This is a genomic window from Ensifer sp. 22521 (genome assembly GCF_052044795.1).
Lineage (GTDB): Bacteria > Pseudomonadota > Alphaproteobacteria > Rhizobiales > Rhizobiaceae > Ensifer.
On record NZ_JBQENM010000004.1, the window covers coordinates 60,623 to 78,227 of the forward strand.

11 protein-coding genes are annotated in these 17,605 nt (G+C 63.1%); 4 read left to right on the plus strand and 7 right to left on the minus strand.

Annotated features, from left to right (window positions below; translation table 11 throughout):
* Positions 1-113 precede the first annotated feature (113 nt).
* From gcl to ACTJKE_RS06410, 4 genes are all read left to right on the plus strand, one after another.
* The gene (gcl, locus tag ACTJKE_RS06395) at positions 114-1,901 is read left to right on the plus strand and encodes a glyoxylate carboligase (RefSeq protein WP_058325993.1); all 1,788 of its coding nucleotides are present in this window, start codon (positions 114-116) and stop codon (positions 1,899-1,901) included.
* Positions 1,902-1,966: 65 nt separating this feature from the next.
* Entirely contained in the window at positions 1,967-2,782 is an 816-nt protein-coding gene (gene hyi / locus ACTJKE_RS06400) for a hydroxypyruvate isomerase (protein ID WP_440691448.1), read from the plus strand.
* 5 nt (positions 2,783-2,787) lie between these two features.
* Positions 2,788-3,672 (plus strand): 2-hydroxy-3-oxopropionate reductase, encoded by an 885-nt coding sequence (glxR, locus tag ACTJKE_RS06405; protein ID WP_058322531.1) that lies wholly within the window; start codon positions 2,788-2,790, stop codon positions 3,670-3,672.
* A 229-nt stretch (positions 3,673-3,901) separates the two neighbouring features.
* On the plus strand, positions 3,902-5,170 hold the full coding sequence (locus tag ACTJKE_RS06410) for a glycerate kinase type-2 family protein (RefSeq protein ID WP_058325995.1): 1,269 nt from the start codon (positions 3,902-3,904) through the stop codon (positions 5,168-5,170).
* A 32-nt stretch (positions 5,171-5,202) separates the two neighbouring features.
* Here the strand turns inward: ACTJKE_RS06410 and hpaH are convergent, their stop codons facing one another.
* The 7 genes from hpaH to ACTJKE_RS06445 form a co-directional block, all read right to left on the minus strand.
* Positions 5,203-6,006 carry a 2-oxo-hept-4-ene-1,7-dioate hydratase gene (gene hpaH / locus ACTJKE_RS06415; protein WP_057249209.1) on the minus strand — a complete coding sequence of 268 codons (804 nt, stop codon included), beginning with the start codon at positions 6,004-6,006 and terminating at the stop codon, positions 5,203-5,205.
* Positions 6,007-6,081: 75 nt separating this feature from the next.
* Positions 6,082-6,219 (minus strand): hypothetical protein, encoded by a 138-nt coding sequence (locus ACTJKE_RS06420; RefSeq protein ID WP_244495562.1) that lies wholly within the window; start codon positions 6,217-6,219, stop codon positions 6,082-6,084.
* 53 nt (positions 6,220-6,272) lie between these two features.
* Positions 6,273-8,354 carry a penicillin-binding protein 1C gene (gene pbpC, locus ACTJKE_RS06425; protein WP_440691450.1) on the minus strand — a complete coding sequence of 694 codons (2,082 nt, stop codon included), beginning with the start codon at positions 8,352-8,354 and terminating at the stop codon, positions 6,273-6,275.
* Positions 8,355-8,362: 8 nt separating this feature from the next.
* Positions 8,363-13,819, minus strand: coding sequence for an MG2 domain-containing protein (locus ACTJKE_RS06430; RefSeq protein WP_440691452.1), 5,457 nt, complete (start codon positions 13,817-13,819; stop codon positions 8,363-8,365).
* Between the two features lie 211 nt (positions 13,820-14,030).
* Positions 14,031-14,696, minus strand: a complete 666-nt coding sequence (locus tag ACTJKE_RS06435; protein ID WP_058325998.1) for a GntR family transcriptional regulator — start codon at positions 14,694-14,696, stop codon at positions 14,031-14,033.
* 257 nt (positions 14,697-14,953) lie between these two features.
* Positions 14,954-16,510 carry a TniQ family protein gene (locus ACTJKE_RS06440; protein WP_440691454.1) on the minus strand — a complete coding sequence of 519 codons (1,557 nt, stop codon included), beginning with the start codon at positions 16,508-16,510 and terminating at the stop codon, positions 14,954-14,956.
* Complete coding sequence (locus ACTJKE_RS06445) at positions 16,507-17,604, minus strand: ATP-binding protein (protein ID WP_440691456.1); 1,098 nt, start codon at positions 17,602-17,604, stop codon at positions 16,507-16,509. The genes ACTJKE_RS06440 and ACTJKE_RS06445 overlap by 4 nt, the downstream gene beginning before the upstream one ends.
* Position 17,605: the final 1 nt, after the last annotated feature.

Sequence of the window (17,605 nt, forward strand, 5' to 3'; positions counted from 1 at the left end):
ATTTTCTCCGAATTGTTGAAAATCTTTATTTCCACATGATGGAAATGATTTCCATTTATGTGTTGCGTATCGAAAATTATGGATTATGTTTTCAGGAAATAGGAGGAGTTCCCATGGCTAAGATGCGTGCCGTTGACGCGGCTGTTTATGTTCTGGAGAAGGAAGGCATCGACTGTGCCTTCGGCGTACCTGGCGCCGCCATCAACCCGTTCTATTCGGCTCTGAAGGCTCGCGGTTCCGTCCGCCACATTCTCGCCCGCCACGTCGAGGGTGCCTCGCATATGGCCGAAGGTTATACCCGCGCCAAGCATGGCAATATCGGCGTCTGCATCGGCACGTCGGGCCCGGCTGGCACCGACATGATCACCGGCCTCTATTCGGCTTCTGCGGATTCGATCCCGATCCTCTGCATCACCGGCCAGGCGCCGCGCGCCCGTCTCGACAAGGAAGACTTCCAGGCGGTCGATATTGCGAAGATCGCCGCACCCGTCACCAAGTGGGCGGTTACCGTCATGGAGCCGGCGCTGGTTCCCTTCGTCTTCCAGAAGGCTTTCCACATCATGCGCTCCGGCCGTCCCGGCCCGGTGCTGATCGACCTGCCGGTCGACGTCCAGCTCGCCGAGATCGAGTTCGATCCGGACACCTATCAGCCGCTTGAGCCCTATAAGCCGAAGGCGACGCGTGCCCAGGCCGAAAAGGCGATCGCGATGCTGAACGAGGCGGAGCGTCCGCTGATCGTCGCCGGGGGCGGCATCATCAACGCCGACGCTTCGGACCTCTTGACCGAATTCGCCGAGATCACCGGCATTCCGGTCATCCCGACGTTGATGGGCTGGGGCACCATCCCGGACGACCATCCGCTGATGGCCGGCATGTGCGGCCTGCAGACCTCGCACCGCTACGGCAACGCCAACATGCTCGCTTCCGACTTCGTTCTCGGTGTCGGCAACCGTTGGGCCAACCGCCACACCGGCAACGTTCCGACCTATACGGAAGGCCGCAAGTTCGTTCACGTCGATATCGAGCCGACCCAGATCGGTCGTGTCTTCGCGCCTGATTTCGGTATCGTCTCGGATGCCGGCGCTGCGCTGAAACTCTTCCTCGACGTCGCGACGGAGTGGAAGACGGCCGGCAAGCTGCGCGATTGGTCCGCCTGGGCGGAAGAGTGCCGCGAGCGCAAGCGCACCATGCTGCGCAAGACCCATTTCGACCAAACGCCGCTCAAGCCCCAGCGCGTTTACGAGGAGATGAACAAGGCCTTCGGTCGCGACACCTGCTACGTCTCGACCATCGGTCTCAGCCAGATCGCCGGCGCGCAGTTCCTGCACGTCTACAAGCCGCGTAACTGGATCAACTGCGGCCAGGCCGGCCCGCTCGGCTGGACTTTGCCAGCGGCTCTCGGCGTTCGCGCCGCTGATCCGGACCGGCCGATCGTTGCGCTTTCCGGCGACTACGACTTCCAGTTCCTGATCGAGGAACTGGCCGTCGGCGCCCAGCACAAGCTGCCTTACCTGCATGTGGTCGTGAACAATTCCTATCTCGGCCTCATCCGCCAGGCGCAGCGCGGCTTCAACATGGACTTCGAGGTCAGCCTTGCCTTCGACAACATCAATGCCTCGGGCGATGCGGAGAAGGGCTACGGCGTCGACCACGTCGCGGTTGCCGAGGGCCTCGGCTGCAAGGCGATCCGGGTGCGCAGCCCGAACGAGTTCCAGGAGGCCTTTGATCGGGCACGGGCGCTGATGGACGAGCACCAGGTTCCCGTCGTCATCGAGTTCATCCTCGAGCGCGTCACCAACATCTCCATGGGCGCAGACATCAATGCCGTCGTCGAGTTCGAGGAATTGGCGATCCGCGGCGAAGACGTGCCGACCGCGATCACGGCCGCCCTGCTCGACTGAGCAAAATGCGGGCGGTTTTCCGCCCGCATTCCGCTCCAAAGACAAACACAAGGAGGAGACATCGCATGGCGAAGTTCGCTGCGAACCTGACAATGCTGTTCAACGAGGTGCCGTTCCTCGATCGTTTCGCCCTTGCTGCCAAGGCCGGCTTCGAAGGCGTGGAATATCTGTTTCCCTACGAATTCGAGAAGGTGAGCCTGCGCGCCGAGCTTCAGCGCCACGGCCTGACCCAGGTTCTGCACAACCTGCCGGCTGGCGATTGGGCCCGCGGCGAACGCGGCATCGCCATCCTGCCCGACCGGGTTGACGAATTCCGCAAGGGTGTCGCAAGCGCCATCGACTACGCGACGGCGCTCGACTGCAAGCAGGTCAACTGCCTGGTCGGTATCGCACCGGATGGCGTGTCCGACAGCATCCTGCGCACGACGCTCGTCGCGAACCTGAAGCTCGCCGCGGCTGAACTCGGCAAGCATGGCATTCGCCTGCTGATCGAGCCGATCAACCGCTTCGACATTCCGGGCTTCTACCTGAACACGGTGGGCCAGGCCGCTTCGATCATCGAGGAAGTCGGCAGCGACAACCTCTTCATCCAGTACGACCTCTACCACCAGCAGCGCACCGAGGGTGAACTGGTCGGCACCTACAAGCGCTTTGCCAACCGCATCGCCCATGTTCAGCTTGCCGATAATCCCGGCCGGAACGAGCCGGGCACCGGCGAGATCAACTATCCCTTCGTTTTCGACGCGCTGGAAGAGGCCGGCTATGACGGCTGGATCGGTTGCGAATACAAGCCGCGCACCACCACGGCCGATGGCCTTGGCTGGCTCGGCACCGAGCGCCAGCGCACCCAATCCGCAGGCATCATCAAGATCAGGAGCTAAGCACCATGGCAACAATCGGTTTCATTGGACTGGGTATCATGGGCACGCCGATGGCGCGCCACCTGCAGGATGCCGGCCACACCATCGTCACCTCGAAGTTCGTCATTCCGCCGCGCCAGGAACTGCTCGACAACGGCCTCAAGTTCGTCGACACGCCGAAGGCGCTCGCCGAGACCGTCGACACGATCATCCTGATGCTGCCGGACACCCCTGAGGTCAAGGACGTCCTCTTCGGCGAAAACGGCGTTGCTTACGGCCTTTCCAAGGGCAAGCTCGTCATCGACATGAGCTCGATCTCGCCGATCGAGACGAAGGAATTTGCCAAGAAGGTTCGCGAAACCGGCGCCGAATATATCGACGCTCCGGTCTCCGGCGGTGAAGTCGGCGCCAAGAACGCCTCGCTCTCGATCATGGCCGGCGGCGCCCAGGAAAGCTTCGACCGCGCCCTGCCGCTCCTGCAGCTGATGGGCAAGAACATCACCCTCGTTGGTGACTGCGGCGACGGCCAGGTCACCAAGGTTGCCAACCAGATCATCGTCGCGCTGACGATCGAAGCGGTTTCGGAAGCGCTCGTCTTCGCGTCCAAGGCCGGCGCCGACCCGGCACGTGTTCGCGAGGCGCTGATGGGCGGTTTTGCTTCCTCGCGTATTCTCGAGGTACACGGCGAGCGCATGATCAAGCGCACCTTCGACCCGGGCTTCCGCATCTCGCTGCACCAGAAGGACCTGAACCTGGCTCTCCAGGGCGCAAAGTCGCTCGGCATTTCGCTGCCAAACACCGCAGCAACGCAGGAGCTCTTCAACAACTGCGCCGCCAACGGCGACAGCGGTCTCGATCACTCGGGTCTCGTGCGCGCGCTGGAGCGCATGGCGAACCACCAGGTCGCCTAGCGCAATTCCCGGAAAAGTGTGAAGCGGTTTTCCGTTCGGAATTGCGCCGCTTCAAGAGCGCAAGGCATGAAATGCACATGATCCGTCTGGCGTCCCATTGTGCCGGGCCGGTCATGTGTCCGGGCGGCGGTTGGAGGAACCGCCGCCCGAGACATCATCAAGCAGTTCCAGGAAAAGTGTGAAGCGGTTTTCCGCCCGGAAATTGCGTAAGTGCTCTAAGGGGAGACAAATGCCAGCCATCACCGACCCACGCCGCTTCCTGGAAACGCTGTTCACCTCGGCCGTTGCCGCGGCTGACCCGGAAAAGGTGATTGCGGCCAATCTGCCGGAGCGGCCGAAGGGGCGCACGGTGGTCGTCGGCGCCGGCAAGGGCGCGGCGCAGATGGCGGCCGCCTTCGAGCGCCATTGGGATGGCCCGCTTTCTGGCGTGGTCGTCACCCGCTATGGCTACGCTGCCCCTTGCGAGAAGATCGAGGTGCTTGAAGCATCGCATCCACTCCCCGATGAGAACGGTCTACTTGCCTCGAAGCGTTTGCTCACCGAAGTCAGCGGGCTGACGGAGGACGACCTCGTCGTGGCGCTCGTCTGCGGCGGTGGCTCGGCGCTTCTGCCTTCGCCTCCGCCCGGCCTGGCGCTGGAAGACGAGATTGCCGTCAACCGGGCACTGCTTGCCTCCGGTGCACCGATCAGCGCCATGAACGCCGTGCGCAAGCACGTCTCGATGATCAAGGGCGGCAGGCTTGCCGCCGCCGCCTATCCGGCAAAGGTCGTCTCGCTGATCGTCTCCGATATTCCAGGCGACGATCCGGCGCTGGTCGCTTCCGGCCCCACGCTTGCCGATGCGAGTACTCGCGAGGATGCGCTGACGCTCATCGAGCGCTACAGCCTGGATTTGCCGGCCAATGTCATGGCTTGGATAAAAAGCCCGAATAGCGCCGCGCCGTCGCCTGACGATCTGCGCTTTGCCCGAAACGAAGTCCGGCTCATCGCGTCCGCGTCCGTCTCGCTCGAGGCTGCGGCTACCGAGGCGCGTGCCGCAGGCATTGAAGCCATCATTCTTTCCGATGCAATCGAGGGCGAGGCGCGCGATGTTGGCGGCGTGCACGCGGCGATCGCCCGTGAGGTCGCCGGCCGCGGCCGGCCGTTCGCCAAGCCTGTCGTGGTACTCTCGGGTGGAGAGACGACGGTGACGATCCGCGGGAAGGGCAAGGGAGGACGCAACAGCGAATTCCTGCTGGCGTTGGCGCTCGGCATCGATGGCGCCAAGGGTGTCTCGGCGCTTGCCGCCGACACCGATGGCATCGACGGGTCGGAGGACAATGCCGGCGCCTTTGCCGATGATACGACCATCGCCCGGCTCGTCGCCCAACGGCTCGATGCGGCAGCGCTGCTGCAGAAGAACGACAGTTGGACGGCGTTCGATGCGCTCGGCGATCTCTTCAAGCCGGGGCCGACCGGCACCAATGTGAATGATTTCCGCGCCATCCTGGTGCAGTGAAACGGGCGTGTGCGTAGCCAGCCACGTTCGCGCTACGCGAAGTGGCAGCTCACCGAGCCATAGGCACCGAAATCGGCGACGATCGTGTCGCCGCTCTTGGCCTCGAGCGTGCGGATGAAGGAGCCTGAGAGGACGATCTGACCGGGCTCGATTGCATCGCCGCATTGCGCAAGCCGGTTGGCAAGCCAGGCGATGCCGCGGGCCGGATGGTTGAGGACGCCGGCCGCAAGCCCCGTCTCCTCGATCACCGCATTGCGCGAGACGATAGCGCCCATCCAGCGCATGTCGACCCTATCCGGACGTACGGCGCGACCGCCGAGGATGAGGCCGCCATTGGCGGCATTGTCAGAGATCGCATCGACGAGGGTTCGCGCCTTCTTGCTTTTCGGATCCGTGCGGACGATGCGGCTGTCGAGGATTTCCAGCGCCGGCATCACATAGTCCGTGGCGTTCAGCACCTGGACGATATTGACGCGCGGACCCTTCAGCCCGGCCTTCATCACGAAGGCGATCTCGGCTTCGACCCGTGGCTGAATGAAGCGGTCGGCCGGAATGCTTGCGCCATCATCGAACAGCATGTTGTCGAAGAGTACGCCGGAATCCGGCGTGTCGATGCCGAGTGCCTGCTGCATGGCATTGGACGTCAGGCCGATTTTCCAGCCGATGATGCGGTGGCCGTCGTCGCGCTTGCGCCTGACCAAGGCCGCCTGGATCGCATAGGCGTCGTCGACAGTCATGTCGGGATGTTTGAGCGACAGAAGCCCGATCTGTTTTCGATCCTGCTCTGCCTGATGCAGGCTTTCGGCAGCCTTGGCGATCTCGGTTGCATTCAGCATGGTCCGGCCCCTCCACTCCAGCGTGTCTCACGATACACCAAGGTAGCCACGCGGGCACCGGTCGTCTTGTGATAGTCAGATCGGCTGGCTCGCCAGCATCAGGCCAAGGCCGATGAGGATCGAGCCGCAAGCGCGGGGCACCAGGTGGCCGGCGCCACCAGCCAGCCGCCCGAGCGTGAAGGAAGCGAGGAACACGGCGGCGACATCGGCCACCGCGGCAGTACTGGCTGCAAATCCCCAGGATGGCGTGCGTGAACGGAGCGCCGCTACTCGATAAAGACGCGCACGCTGGCGGCGCGGCCGACCGCGTCGATGACGGTGAGTGTCGAATAGCCGACGCCATCCGGCTGCCATTGTGTCACGCGGCGCCGGGTCAGCTCAGGGAGAGGCCGGCCATTGGCGAGCCAGCGGAATGGCGCTCGTCCGCCTTGCAGCTTGAGCGTCAGCGGCGAAATTGCCTGATGATCCATCCCAAGTTCGACGCGCGAGCCTTCGGGCGGGAAGACGATCTGCGGCGCCGGTTCGCGCGCTGAAGCGTTGACGAGGCCGCTAGCGGTCAGCGAGAAGCGGCGCTGGCTGATCGGCAGTTCCGCTTGCGAAATGCGGATCGCGCCGGCAGGAGCATCCGGTAGCGGCGTTATGCCGAAGCCTGACTTGGCGAAGCCTTCGAAGAGAATGGGGGCGGCACTGCCATAGCCGGTGAGGCCTGGTACGGCACCGTTGTCGGGACGGCCGACCCAGACACCGAGCACGTGGCGGCCGTCATAGCCGACCGACCAGGCGTCGCGGTAGCCGTAGCTGGTGCCGGTCTTGTAGGCGATGCCGCGCTGGCGGCTGCCCGTCGGCGGCAACACGCCCGAGAGCGCATCGGAAACATTCCAGACGGCGACGGGGGAAAGTAAGGGTTCGGCCTCGATCAGGCCGGCCTTGCCATCGATGCCGTCGCCAAGACGAAGGGGGAAGCCGCGATTGGCAAGTGCTGCATAAAGCTGGACGAGATCGCGCAGCGAAAGTCCGACGCCGCCAAGGCCAATGGCAAGTCCGGGCGCTTCGCCTGCCGGCAGCCCCGGTTTCACCTCGGCGCGGCGGAAGCGCATCATCAGCTCAGCCGGGCCGACCGCATCGAGAAGGCGGATCGCCGGCACGTTCAAGGAGAGTTGCAGCGCCTCGCGCACGCTGACATCGCCCTGATAGCTCATGTCGAAGTTGCGCGGCCGATAGCCGAAGAAGTCCGCCGGCCGATCCTCGATGATCGTTTCCTGGCTGACGAGCCCCTCTTCGAAGGCGAGGCCGTAGATGAACGGCTTGAGGGTGGAACCCGGCGAGCGCGTGATACGGGTCATGTCGATCCAACCGGAGCGGCTCGCATCAAAATAGTCGGCAGATCCGACCGAAGCGACGATCTCGCCGGTTTTGGCATCGGCCATCATCATGGCGACCGAAACCTTCGGCCCCAGCTTGGCAGCGCCCTCCTTTGCCACGGCCTCGAGGTTACGCTGGACGGCGAGGCGCAAGGTCGTCCGATGCTGGGCCGCGTGCGCGTCCTTGCGCAACGCGCGCTCGGCGAGATGGGCGGCATAGGACGGCAGCTGTAGGCGGCGCGAGGGGACAGATGTCGCGATTGCGCGCTCGGCTTCGCCGTCCCCGATGACGTCAGCGACGGCGAGACGGGTCAGCACCCGCTCGCGGGCAGCGACTGCCGCGGCATGATTGCGATCCGGCCGGCGCTTTTCCGGCAATTGCGGCAGGGCGACGAGCAGCGCTGCCTCACCGGCCGTCAGCCGCTTCGGCTCCTTGCCGAGCCAGGCGAGACTTGCGGCGCGCACACCCTCGATGTTTCCGCCATAGGGCGCGTGGGTGAGGTAGAGGTTGAGGATCTGGTCCTTCGATAGGCGCCTTTCGATCTGGATAGCGCGGGCGATCTGCAGGAGCTTGGCGGTGACGGAGCGCTGCGCGCGCGGCTCGATCAGGCGTGCGACTTGCATCGAGAGTGTCGAGGCGCCTGAGACGATCCGGCCGTTGCTGACGAATTGCAGAGCAGCGCGGCCGAGCGCGAGGAAATCGACGCCCGAATGCTCCTGGAAGCGCTGGTCCTCATAGGCGATCAGCATCTTGAGGAACTGCGGATCAACATCGTCGACCGTCGTCTTCAACCGCCAGAGACCTTCCGGTGTTGCGAAGGCGCGCAACAATTGACCGCTGGCGTCGTCCACCTCACGTGAGACGACGGCAGCCTCCGCAAGTGGGGGCGGGAAGGCCTCGTCGGCCTTCTCGATCGCAAAGCCCGTCAGCCCCGTCAGCAGCAGGCAGACGGGCAAGGCGATCAGCAGTTTGCGCCCAATCGACATGGTCGTGCCTATTGTGCCGCCTGAACCTCCATGCGCCCGGTGGCAGTGCGGGCCGAAAGCTGCGGCCGGTACATATCCTCGACGGAGGCAGCCGGATGGTCGTAAACGCCCGGGGTCACGGCACGCACCACATAGGCGAGCGTGACTTCGCGCCCGGCCCCGATGCTGCGGTCCAGCGCCGCGACGAAGCGGTCGTTGCGGAACTCCGTATGCGTCGCAGTGATCTCGCCGAGCCACTCGAAGTTGCCGAGCTGGGCGCTGTCGACGAGGCTCGGATTGTCGATCTGGAAGCCGGCCGGCAACAGGTCGGTGACGAGCACGCGCGACGGCCAGTCGTTGGCTTCCGTCACTTTCAGTACGACGACATAGCGCTCGTTCTGTCGGGCTTCCATGACGTTCGCCTCGGCGCCGTCGAGCGTGTAGTAGGTGCGCTCGATGGTGAAACCGTCGCCGCCGGCCGAAAGCGGTTGGGCGGGTGCGGCAACCGTGGTGACGACGGCCGAGACCGGATCGGCGCCCTGGTTGCGGATCACGATCGGATGGGTCGTAAGCGCGTCGCCGGTCATCTGGGCGGCGTAGCTGCCGGTCTTCGATGCGCCATTGACCTCCAGTGCCATGTCCTCATCGCCGTTCTGGATGGCGCGGGCGGCAAGCAGCATCCAGGCCTGTTCCTGGGTGCTGGTGTAAGTCTTCTGCTCCCATTCGCGCGCGACGATCTTCGACAACTCGGGAACGATCGGCGGAACCGGGCGGCTTTCGGCGGCGAGCGCCAGCACCGCCGCGTTGTCACGCAGCGACGAGCCGTAATCGGAGCGCGACAGGCTGACATTGATGAGGCCGGTCGACATGTTCGCCGCCTTGGCAAAGGTATCCTGCGACCCCTGGGCGTCGCCATAGAGTGCCAGCGCCGCGGCGATATGCGCCTTGGCGAGCGGCGTGGGGAAGTCGTCGATCAGCGTGTTGGCGTAGTAGCGCAGGTCGTTGATCGCCGCCTTGCGATTGCGGGCGAGCACGTAGAGCGCATAGGCGATCTCGTTGCCGCGGTCCTTGGCATTGGTGTCGTAGCTGACGCCGTTCTGCAGGTTTTCAAGCGCCTGGACCATCGCGGCCTCCGGCACGTCGTACTTCTGTTCGCGGGCGCGGGTGAGGAAATCGGTGACATAGGCGTCGAGCCAGAGATCGCCATAACCCGGGCCCCAGAGGCCGAAACTGCCCGACGACGATTGATAGGAAAGTACGCGATAGATCGCCTCCTGCACCCGTTTCATCACGCCTTCGTCGTCGGTGAGACCGGACTGCTTGGCGAGATCGCTGAGGTAGAGCAGCGGCAGCGCGCGGCTCGTCGTCTGTTCGGCGCAGCCATAGGGGTAGCGATCGAGCGTCATCAGCAGCGCCGGCATATCGAAGGCGGCCGAACGCGTGACGCTGAGGTTGACCGAGGCGCCCTGCAGAATGCTGTCGGCGAGCAACTGCCCGTCGACCGTCAGGCTGCTTCCGGGCGCGATTGCGACGACCTGCCGCTGGGTCACCGGCAGGGTTGCCGGACGCACAAGCAGATCGAGCGATTGTTCCAGTGAAAGTCCGTTGGCACCGGTCAGCGCCACCGTAACGACGCCGTTGCCGGGGTATTGCCCGACCACCGGCAAGGTGATGGAGGAACGGCCGCCCTGGTCCAGGGTCACCGTGTTGCCGGTGCCCGGTTGTTCGACTGTGGCAGGACCACTGGTCGTGACATGGATCTGGTAGTCGCCGGCCGGTGCATCGGTGTTAGCGATGTCGAGCCTCAGTTCCGACCGGTCTCCCGGCGCCAGGAACCGCGGCAGGCTGGCGGTGACGACGACCGGATCGCGGATCACCACGTCGCGCATGGCGTGGCCGACGCCGGATTTCGTCCAGGCAACGGCCATCAGCCGCGCTGTGCCGTTGAACTGCGGGATGTCGAAGCTGACGGTCGCCTTGCCGTCGCTGTCGAGCTGTACCGGCCCTTCGAAGAAGGCGACCAGCTTTTCCGTGGGCGGGCTGCCCTGAAGAGCGACCTGTCCGCCGTCACCGCCGGTGCGCAACCGCCCGGTGGCGCCAAGCGAGCCGTCGATCAGGCGGCCGTAGAGGTCGCGGATCTCGAGGCCGAGCTGCCGCTGGCCGAAGTACCAGGCTTCCGGATCTGGCGCCTCGTAACGCGTGAGATTGAGGATGCCGACGTCGACCGCGGCGATCGTCACATAGGCTTCCTCGTTGGCACCGGCACCGGCAACCTGAAGGCTGATGTCGAGTGCCTTGCGCGGTTCCATCTTTTCCGGTGCATCGAGTGTGACCGCGAGCTTGCGCTCGGCCGGATCGACCGAGAGCCATTTGATGCCGATCGAGCGCATCGGCATGCGGCTTTCCTGCGCATCGCCCGGCCGGTAGAGCGTCGCCGTCACATAGGCGCCGGCGCCCCAGGCTTCGGTAACCGGCAGCTCGACTTCGCCGCCTTCCGCGGCAATCGATGCGGTCTGGGTGGTGATCAGGTTCTCCGTGCCGACAGTGACCAGCAGTTCACCGGCAAAGCGCGGCGAGACCTTGAGCTTGGCCGTGTCTCCGACCGCGTATTTCTCCTTGTCGAGCGCGATCTCCAGGCCGTCGGGCGTTTCGGTGGAGGTGGCAGCGACATACCAGCCGGCGTCGAACTCGACGCTCGACGTCGGACCGTCGATCGAGGCTGTCTCGACCTCCAGGCGATAGCGCCCCCAACCAACCGGCACGGCGATTTCGCCGCCGTCTTCCGTCAGGTCGACGCTGCCGTTTGCCACCTGCTTGGTGGTGACGACAGGCTCGTATTTCCAGGCGCTGCCGTCACGGTACCAGTGATAATTGCGCTCGACGCTTATGAGTTTCCACAAGGCCCCGGGCATGGCGATCTTGCTGCCGCTCGGATCGACGGCGATGACACGGAACTTGCCGACGGAATTTTCGGCGAGTTCGCCTTCGAATTCCGGCTTGATCCCGAGCATCGGGCCCTCGGCGCGCACGGGCAGTTTCAGCGAACGTTCGACGGCGCGGCCGCCGGCCTCGCGCATGCGGACGGTGACGGTCGCGTCGAGCAGTTGCGTGGTCGAGGGCACTTCATCGATGAGGATGTCGAAGCTGGATTTACCTTCCTCGTCGAGCGGTGAAAGTTCCTCAAGCGGCAGGCGCGTGTCTTCGCTCGCCTCTTCGTCGGCGAGGCCGAAGGAATAGCCCTTGAAGGCGGCACTTTCGCGCGTCGGCTTGATCGTCACTTCGCCTTCGAGCTCGAGGCCGGCCGCGGGCGCGCCGTAGAGATAGCGCCCGTCGACAGCGACGCTTGCCGTCTCGCCGACAGCGATTTCCTTGGCGTCGCTCGTCAGGTCGAATTCGGTACGATCGGGCACGAAGTCGTCGACCAGGAATTGCTTTTCGCCGATCGCCGGGGATTTCGGATCGGTGAAGATCTGCATCGTCCAGGTGCCGCGCATTGTGTTGGCCTGGGTGTCGAGATCGAGCGTATGGCCGCCGAGCTTACCGCCGGGGCTGGTCATGCGGCGATACTCGACGCCGTCCGGGCGCAGGAAGACGAAGGTCAGCGGCAGGTTCTCGATCGCCATGCCGTCGACGTCGCGCGCAAGCGCCGCCGCATGCACCGTTTCGCCGGCACGATAGATGCCGCGCTCGGTCCAGGCGAGTATGTCGATGGCGCCGGGCGCGGCGCGGCCGGTGACACCGCGGTCGGAGAGGTCGAAGCCGGCGCGGCTCATGTCGAGGAAGACGTAATCGTCTTCGCCCTTCTTGGCGGTGATGACCGCAGGGGTCAGTCCGGCCGTGCCGCGGATCAGACCCGCCGTGAATGTGACGCGGCCATCGCTATCGCTGGTCGCCGTGCCAAGAATCTCGTTGTTCTTGGCGACGAGCTGCAGTTTAACGCCTTCGATCGGTTCCGCCGAGGCGAGCGAGCGAACGAAGACGTTCAGCCCGTCGGTGCCGGCATAGGTGGAAACGCCGATATCGGAAACGACGAACCATTGCGTCGCGCGCGCATCCCATTCCTGGCTGACGCCGGTGGTCGGGGCTGCGGTTAGAACGTAGACGCCGGGCTTGCGCTCAGGCAGCGCCTCGTCGACCGGGAAGCTGGTAACGACCTCCTTGTTGACGTCACGCGCGATGTCGATCGTGCCCTGCCAGACGAGTTCGCCGCTTTCGTCCTCGATCCGCTGGGCGCTGTAGCCGTCGAGCTGGGTCAGGAACTGCGAGCTCTGCAGCACCTGGGCGATGCTGCGGTCGCCGACGCGGTAGAGCTTGAGTTTGGCGCTGTCGGTATTGACTGATACGAGGGGGATGCCGCGGCGTGCGGTCGAGGGCAGCACGAAGCTGTCGCCGGTGAAGCGCACCATCTGACCGCGGTCCGCGACATAGATGTCGAGGGTGACAGGCGCTTCCAGCACCTCGTCGACCGTGGATGGCAGGCCGGTCCTGAGCGTCAGTTTGTAACGCTCGCCATGCGAAAGTCCTTCGACGCAGATCTGGTCGCCCTTGGCTTCAAGCGCTTTTGGCGCCGCACCGTTGACGGTGACGAAGGAGGCATAGTCGGCGCCGCTCTTCAGAAGCTGTTCGGAGAACTGCACGCAGGCGCGGGGCGTTGCTGCGTCCGAGTCGATCGTATGCTCGACCACGCGGAAGCCCTTGCGCTGCTTGAGATCGAGATAGGCCGCCTCGACGGATTTCGCCTTCACCAGCTCCAGGCTCGCCTTGTAGGCGTCCAGTGCGGCGCGGTAATTTTCAGCGCCTTCGAGCGATTTCGCCATGACGGCGAGCGCATGCGCCCGGCTCTCGGTCGTGCGGGTCAACTCGTAGCCGTTGATCGCGGCGATCGCCGCTTGCATCGACACGGCCGAATTGTTGGTGATGCGGTTGGCCGTGCGGGCTGTCTCAAGCCAAAGCTCGGCGTCGTCGGGCGTGATCGCTAGCGCACCCTGGAAGGCCTTCAGGGCGTTCTCGATATTGCCCATGCCGGCCTGGCCACGCGCCATGTCGAGGAGCGTATTGATGCCCATTCCCTGCTGGTCGTCGGCAAGGGCGAGATTGGCCTTGGTGTTGCGGGCGTCCTGCAGGATCTGGTCCGACAGGAATTTCAGCCGCGGCGGCGCACCAATATCGGCTTCGGCGGCCTGCGGCTGGACGATCTTGCCGGCGATCGCGCCCGGGAAGGAATTCAGCTGATTGTAATCAGACTTGAGGAAGCACCACTTCACCTTGGGATTGTAGGTGAAGGCGCGGCAGGACTGATCGGCGATACAGGTCTGCTGGCACTCGTCGAGCGAGACGTTTTGCTCGGTCCTGAGATCGAAACCGAAGTAGTCGCCATCCTGCGTTATCTCGACTTGGCGACCGGTCTCCTGCGCAGCGGCGGGACTTCCGATGGTCAAAAGAGACAAAAGTAGGGTGGAAAGGCCGAAAAACGCGCGCACAGACATCAAGTCCTCCCAACGCTGCCGGTCTCGATAGAGGCTTCACTTTTCAGGCTTCCGCGTCGCTTGTCAACCGAGGAGAGATCAAGCTCCGGTGCAATTTCAGCGGGAGTCCTAGTGTGAAGAGTCAAGAATCGATCCGGAATGAAACAAGATAAAACGATATGTAAATCAAACTATTATGACGGTTGGCCAGAGTGGCGGGAAAGCTGCGCCGCTAGCCTCTTTGTTCTCTGAGGAAGATGGTCAACGAGCGACCGGCATCAAGGATATGGTCGCGCGTCAACGCACAAGCCCGCTCGGCGTCGCGTGCCATACAGGCATCCAGGATCGCCTTGTGCTCGCGACGCGCCCGGGCAACGCCTGACGTGAGCGTCAACTGCGCACGAAGGTAGCGATCGATACGGTCGAGCGAGGCGCGGACGATCTGGAGGTAATAGGGCCGCCGCGCCGCCTCGTAGAGACTGTAGTGGAAGTTGCGGTTGATCTCGCCCCAGCGATCCGCATTCTCCTCGCGTTCGAACTCCTCGCAATGCTGGCGTGCAAGCTCGAGTGTGCGACGGTCGAGATTGGGCACGGCCAGACGAATGACTTCGGCCTCGATGAGCGCGCGGAACTCGAAAATCTCTTCGATTTCTTCGATCGAAAGCCCGGCGACGACCGCGCCCTTGTAGCGCTCCGTGGTGATCAGGCCATGCTGCTCAAGACGTGAAAGCGCCTCGCGCACCGGAATGCGGCTGGTGTTGAACATCTGGGCGATGTGGTCCTGGCGCAGGTTCTCGCCCTCGGCGAGGTCACCTTCGATGATCGCCTTGCGCAAGGCTTCATAGACGATATCGGCGGCTGAGGCGGCTTGCCTGACATCGACGGCATCGAGTTTCATCGTGTTCAAACCTACTGGCCAAGCGTCGGGCTTGGCGGATCCGGAAGCGTTTTAGCGTTGTTGGTCAATGGTCATAGGTCCAATCCGGACGCCGGGCAACTGTTGAAAGTAAGCACAAGTTGCCCAACCCCTGTGCAACCTATTGATATCATTGGACCGGAAATCGCCAAGAGTAAACCTCGATTCCCAAAAGGAACTCTCAAGTTTCCCACGGAAAATCGCCAAAAAAAGAAGCCGGGCATCCCGGCTCGCTTTTTTCAGGACATCGCCGACATGGCGAGTGATGCTTTCGCGTAGCAATCCATTGGATAGATGTTCATTCCTATTCGGTGCTCGGATATCACCGGAGCGATGTCCAAAGAGTTGAGCCAGCCATTTGGCTCAAGGCGGGTCTTCCGGGAAACCCATTTATGGAAGGACGGCCCAAGTACGTATTGTCGGCGGAACTCCTCTATGTCGGCTCTTCGTATTCGCAGCGGCGACTGCTTGGTAGGAGCATCGATTTCTGTCAGATAGCCATCGTCAATCAAGGCAGCCGTGAGATCTTCATTCGTGGTGCCGAGCTTCGCGGTTGCATGCGCGATGGTCAGCCATTCGGCCGGCACGAAGTTGTTTTTGTCGACCGCTGCGGCCAAACGGGCCGACAGGGAAAAGCGCTTGTGGGCCTCCGAGCCGGCAAAGCCGCTTTCAAGCAGGGCGCGGGCGACGTCGGTAACCGCCTCGGCTTCGAAAGTCATTCTGGCGACAGCCCAGGGGCTGAGGCCCAACGGCACCAACCTTTCTTCTTCCAGGGCTGCCCAGAGGATTGTGAAAGGGATCTCATATTCCTTGGAAGCGCTGTGGATCGAGTGAAGTTTGCGTCGGGTGACCGGTTCCAGGAAGCCTTCATTTGGACTCAGCGGAAGCATGTCTCGAGCGACGCTTTGCAGGATCGTCAACAGGTCACGATAACCAGGCACATCCTGATGGAACAACATCTCCGCGGCCAGCTCGCGATAGATGATCAAGGCGGAGATCTTTCTTCTTGGCGTGTAGTTGCGGGTGATGACGGACGCGAGAAACTCACGAAAGGCGTTCTCCCCGGACGCGAGGATGGCGAAACCGTCAGGCGCGCAGTCGCGGATTACCTTTTCGTCTGCGCGTGGTGAAACAGCAGTCTCGCCCCTTGTGACCATCCCTACGACGGTTGCCAGGTGGCCCACTGCTTGCAGCGGGATAGTGTCGAGCCAGAGACCTGAGGCCGCGCCAGCGAGACGGGCGAGCACGAATTGCTGGAAGTCCGTGTTCACGGCGGGCTCCGTCCGTTTTTGACACTCGGCCAGCGACGTTTGGTTCGACCGCAGATATAGCGCGAAGTCGGGACCCAGTTGCCACCTGAGCGCGTCGAACTCGATGAATGTCGTTTCATGCACGGGGCATCCCTGGATCAAGCGTGGAAGCCAGATGATCCTGCCGTAAGCTCGAAGGCCAGGTCGACCCGTTCCTTGCTCTTCGTCTTCGATCAGGCACGATGGGCAGAAGCGCTTCTGGCTCGCGCACGCGAAATCCCGGGTGAACTGATGGCCTCGAATAGTGAGACGCCTCTTTTCGTAACGCGTCAGGGTCGCCTCGACGCTCTCGGGAGTATCGCCCAGCGCTGCCGCCGCCTCATACACATCTGGACTCGCTCCCGCTGCCACCTTGCGAAAGCGAAGACCGAACACGCTCGCAAACGCGGACGCGGTAGGCTGACCGTGCAGGGCGGCGACCCGCGAGAAGTGACTCGCCAGGGATTCGTCGTGACCGCGGGGCAACGTGAGGGTCAGGTGTCTCATGGCCGGTCTCCGAAGGCGACGGTCTTCTTTTTGGACCTTGGCATTGCGGCGGCCTCGCTGAACGAACTGCGCCAGTCATGGTCTTCCGGTCTGGCATACGCGCGAAGCGGTTTGAGACTGACCCATGCGTCGCCCTTGAGACGGAAGACGTTGTTGTCCGGTGTGCATCCGGTGAAAGAGTCGTAAGTTGCAGCGAAGTCAGATTTCTCCACGACCGCGCGACCTGTTGCGATCACGATTTCCGCTGCGTCTCGGATCATCTGGATGACGGACCCAAAGTCGCCATCGCTCGCATGACTGAGGCGAGCAGCGAAATCGCCGTCGAGGTCTTCCCCCAATTGAAGCCCCGCGTGTTCTTGGATGACCTTTCCAAGGACTTCGCGGATGCTCTCGAGCCCACGTTTGCCGTGGAGCTTCTCGAACCTGATGAGAGTCCTCCGATTGAACAGCTGTTTTTCGGTCGACAAGAATTCGTCGAGTGGCGGCACGCCCGCAAGGATGAGCCGCACAGGCCAGTCAGGCATCTGCACCAAGTTCTTGAACGCGTCCGCGATCTTTTGGGCCTCAATACGGTTTGCCGTATTGACCGCATGTTGCGCTTCGTCGATCAGCACGAAGAGTACCCTGTGGGCCTTGAGCTCGTTTCGAAAGAGGTCCCAGGCCGCGTTCTCCTTGATTGTCGATTTCACGTCCACGCCCAATGCCCTTAGCCCTTCCTGAGCCAGCAGGTTGGGGGTGCATGGGGAGGGTGCTTCGTACCCGAGGAAGGGCGAGTACATGGTTCCCTGGAGCAGGTACGGACGCATGGCGGGAATTTTTCCCGTATGCTCCAGCAGCGCACGCGTCTTCCCTGAACCGGAATCCCCGCAAACAGCAAGAATGCGCCTCTTGTTGGGGTGTTTGCGGCCACCGGGGCGCTGTCCGGCAATGTTCAGCACCAACCGTTTCAAGGCGAGTGCCACCGCCGGATCGCGCCCAAGGCCGAGGTAAGGAATGTGGAACTTGTGCACGCGATCCGCCATCTCGAGTTCCTCGGGAGACAACGTGGAACGAAGTTGCACGATGGCTTCAGCGAAATTTTCCGACCAATCCATA

Bases quoted from the DNA above. Each gene is read 5' to 3' on its own strand.
- ACTJKE_RS06435 (WP_058325998.1), bottom strand. From the start codon at position 14,696: ATGAAACTCGATGCCGTCGATGTCAGGCAAGCCGCCTCAGCCGCCGAT.
- ACTJKE_RS06440 (WP_440691454.1), bottom strand. From the start codon at position 16,510: ATGAGACACCTGACCCTCACGTTGCCCCGCGGTCACGACGAATCCCTG.
- gcl (WP_058325993.1), top strand. From the start codon at position 114: ATGGCTAAGATGCGTGCCGTTGACGCGGCTGTTTATGTTCTGGAGAAG.
- hpaH (WP_057249209.1), bottom strand. From the start codon at position 6,006: ATGCTGAATGCAACCGAGATCGCCAAGGCTGCCGAAAGCCTGCATCAG.
- ACTJKE_RS06410 (WP_058325995.1), top strand. From the start codon at position 3,902: ATGCCAGCCATCACCGACCCACGCCGCTTCCTGGAAACGCTGTTCACC.
- ACTJKE_RS06430 (WP_440691452.1), bottom strand. From the start codon at position 13,819: ATGTCTGTGCGCGCGTTTTTCGGCCTTTCCACCCTACTTTTGTCTCTT.
- pbpC (WP_440691450.1), bottom strand. From the start codon at position 8,354: ATGTCGATTGGGCGCAAACTGCTGATCGCCTTGCCCGTCTGCCTGCTG.
- hyi (WP_440691448.1), top strand. From the start codon at position 1,967: ATGGCGAAGTTCGCTGCGAACCTGACAATGCTGTTCAACGAGGTGCCG.
- ACTJKE_RS06445 (WP_440691456.1), bottom strand. From the start codon at position 17,604: ATGGATTGGTCGGAAAATTTCGCTGAAGCCATCGTGCAACTTCGTTCC.
- glxR (WP_058322531.1), top strand. From the start codon at position 2,788: ATGGCAACAATCGGTTTCATTGGACTGGGTATCATGGGCACGCCGATG.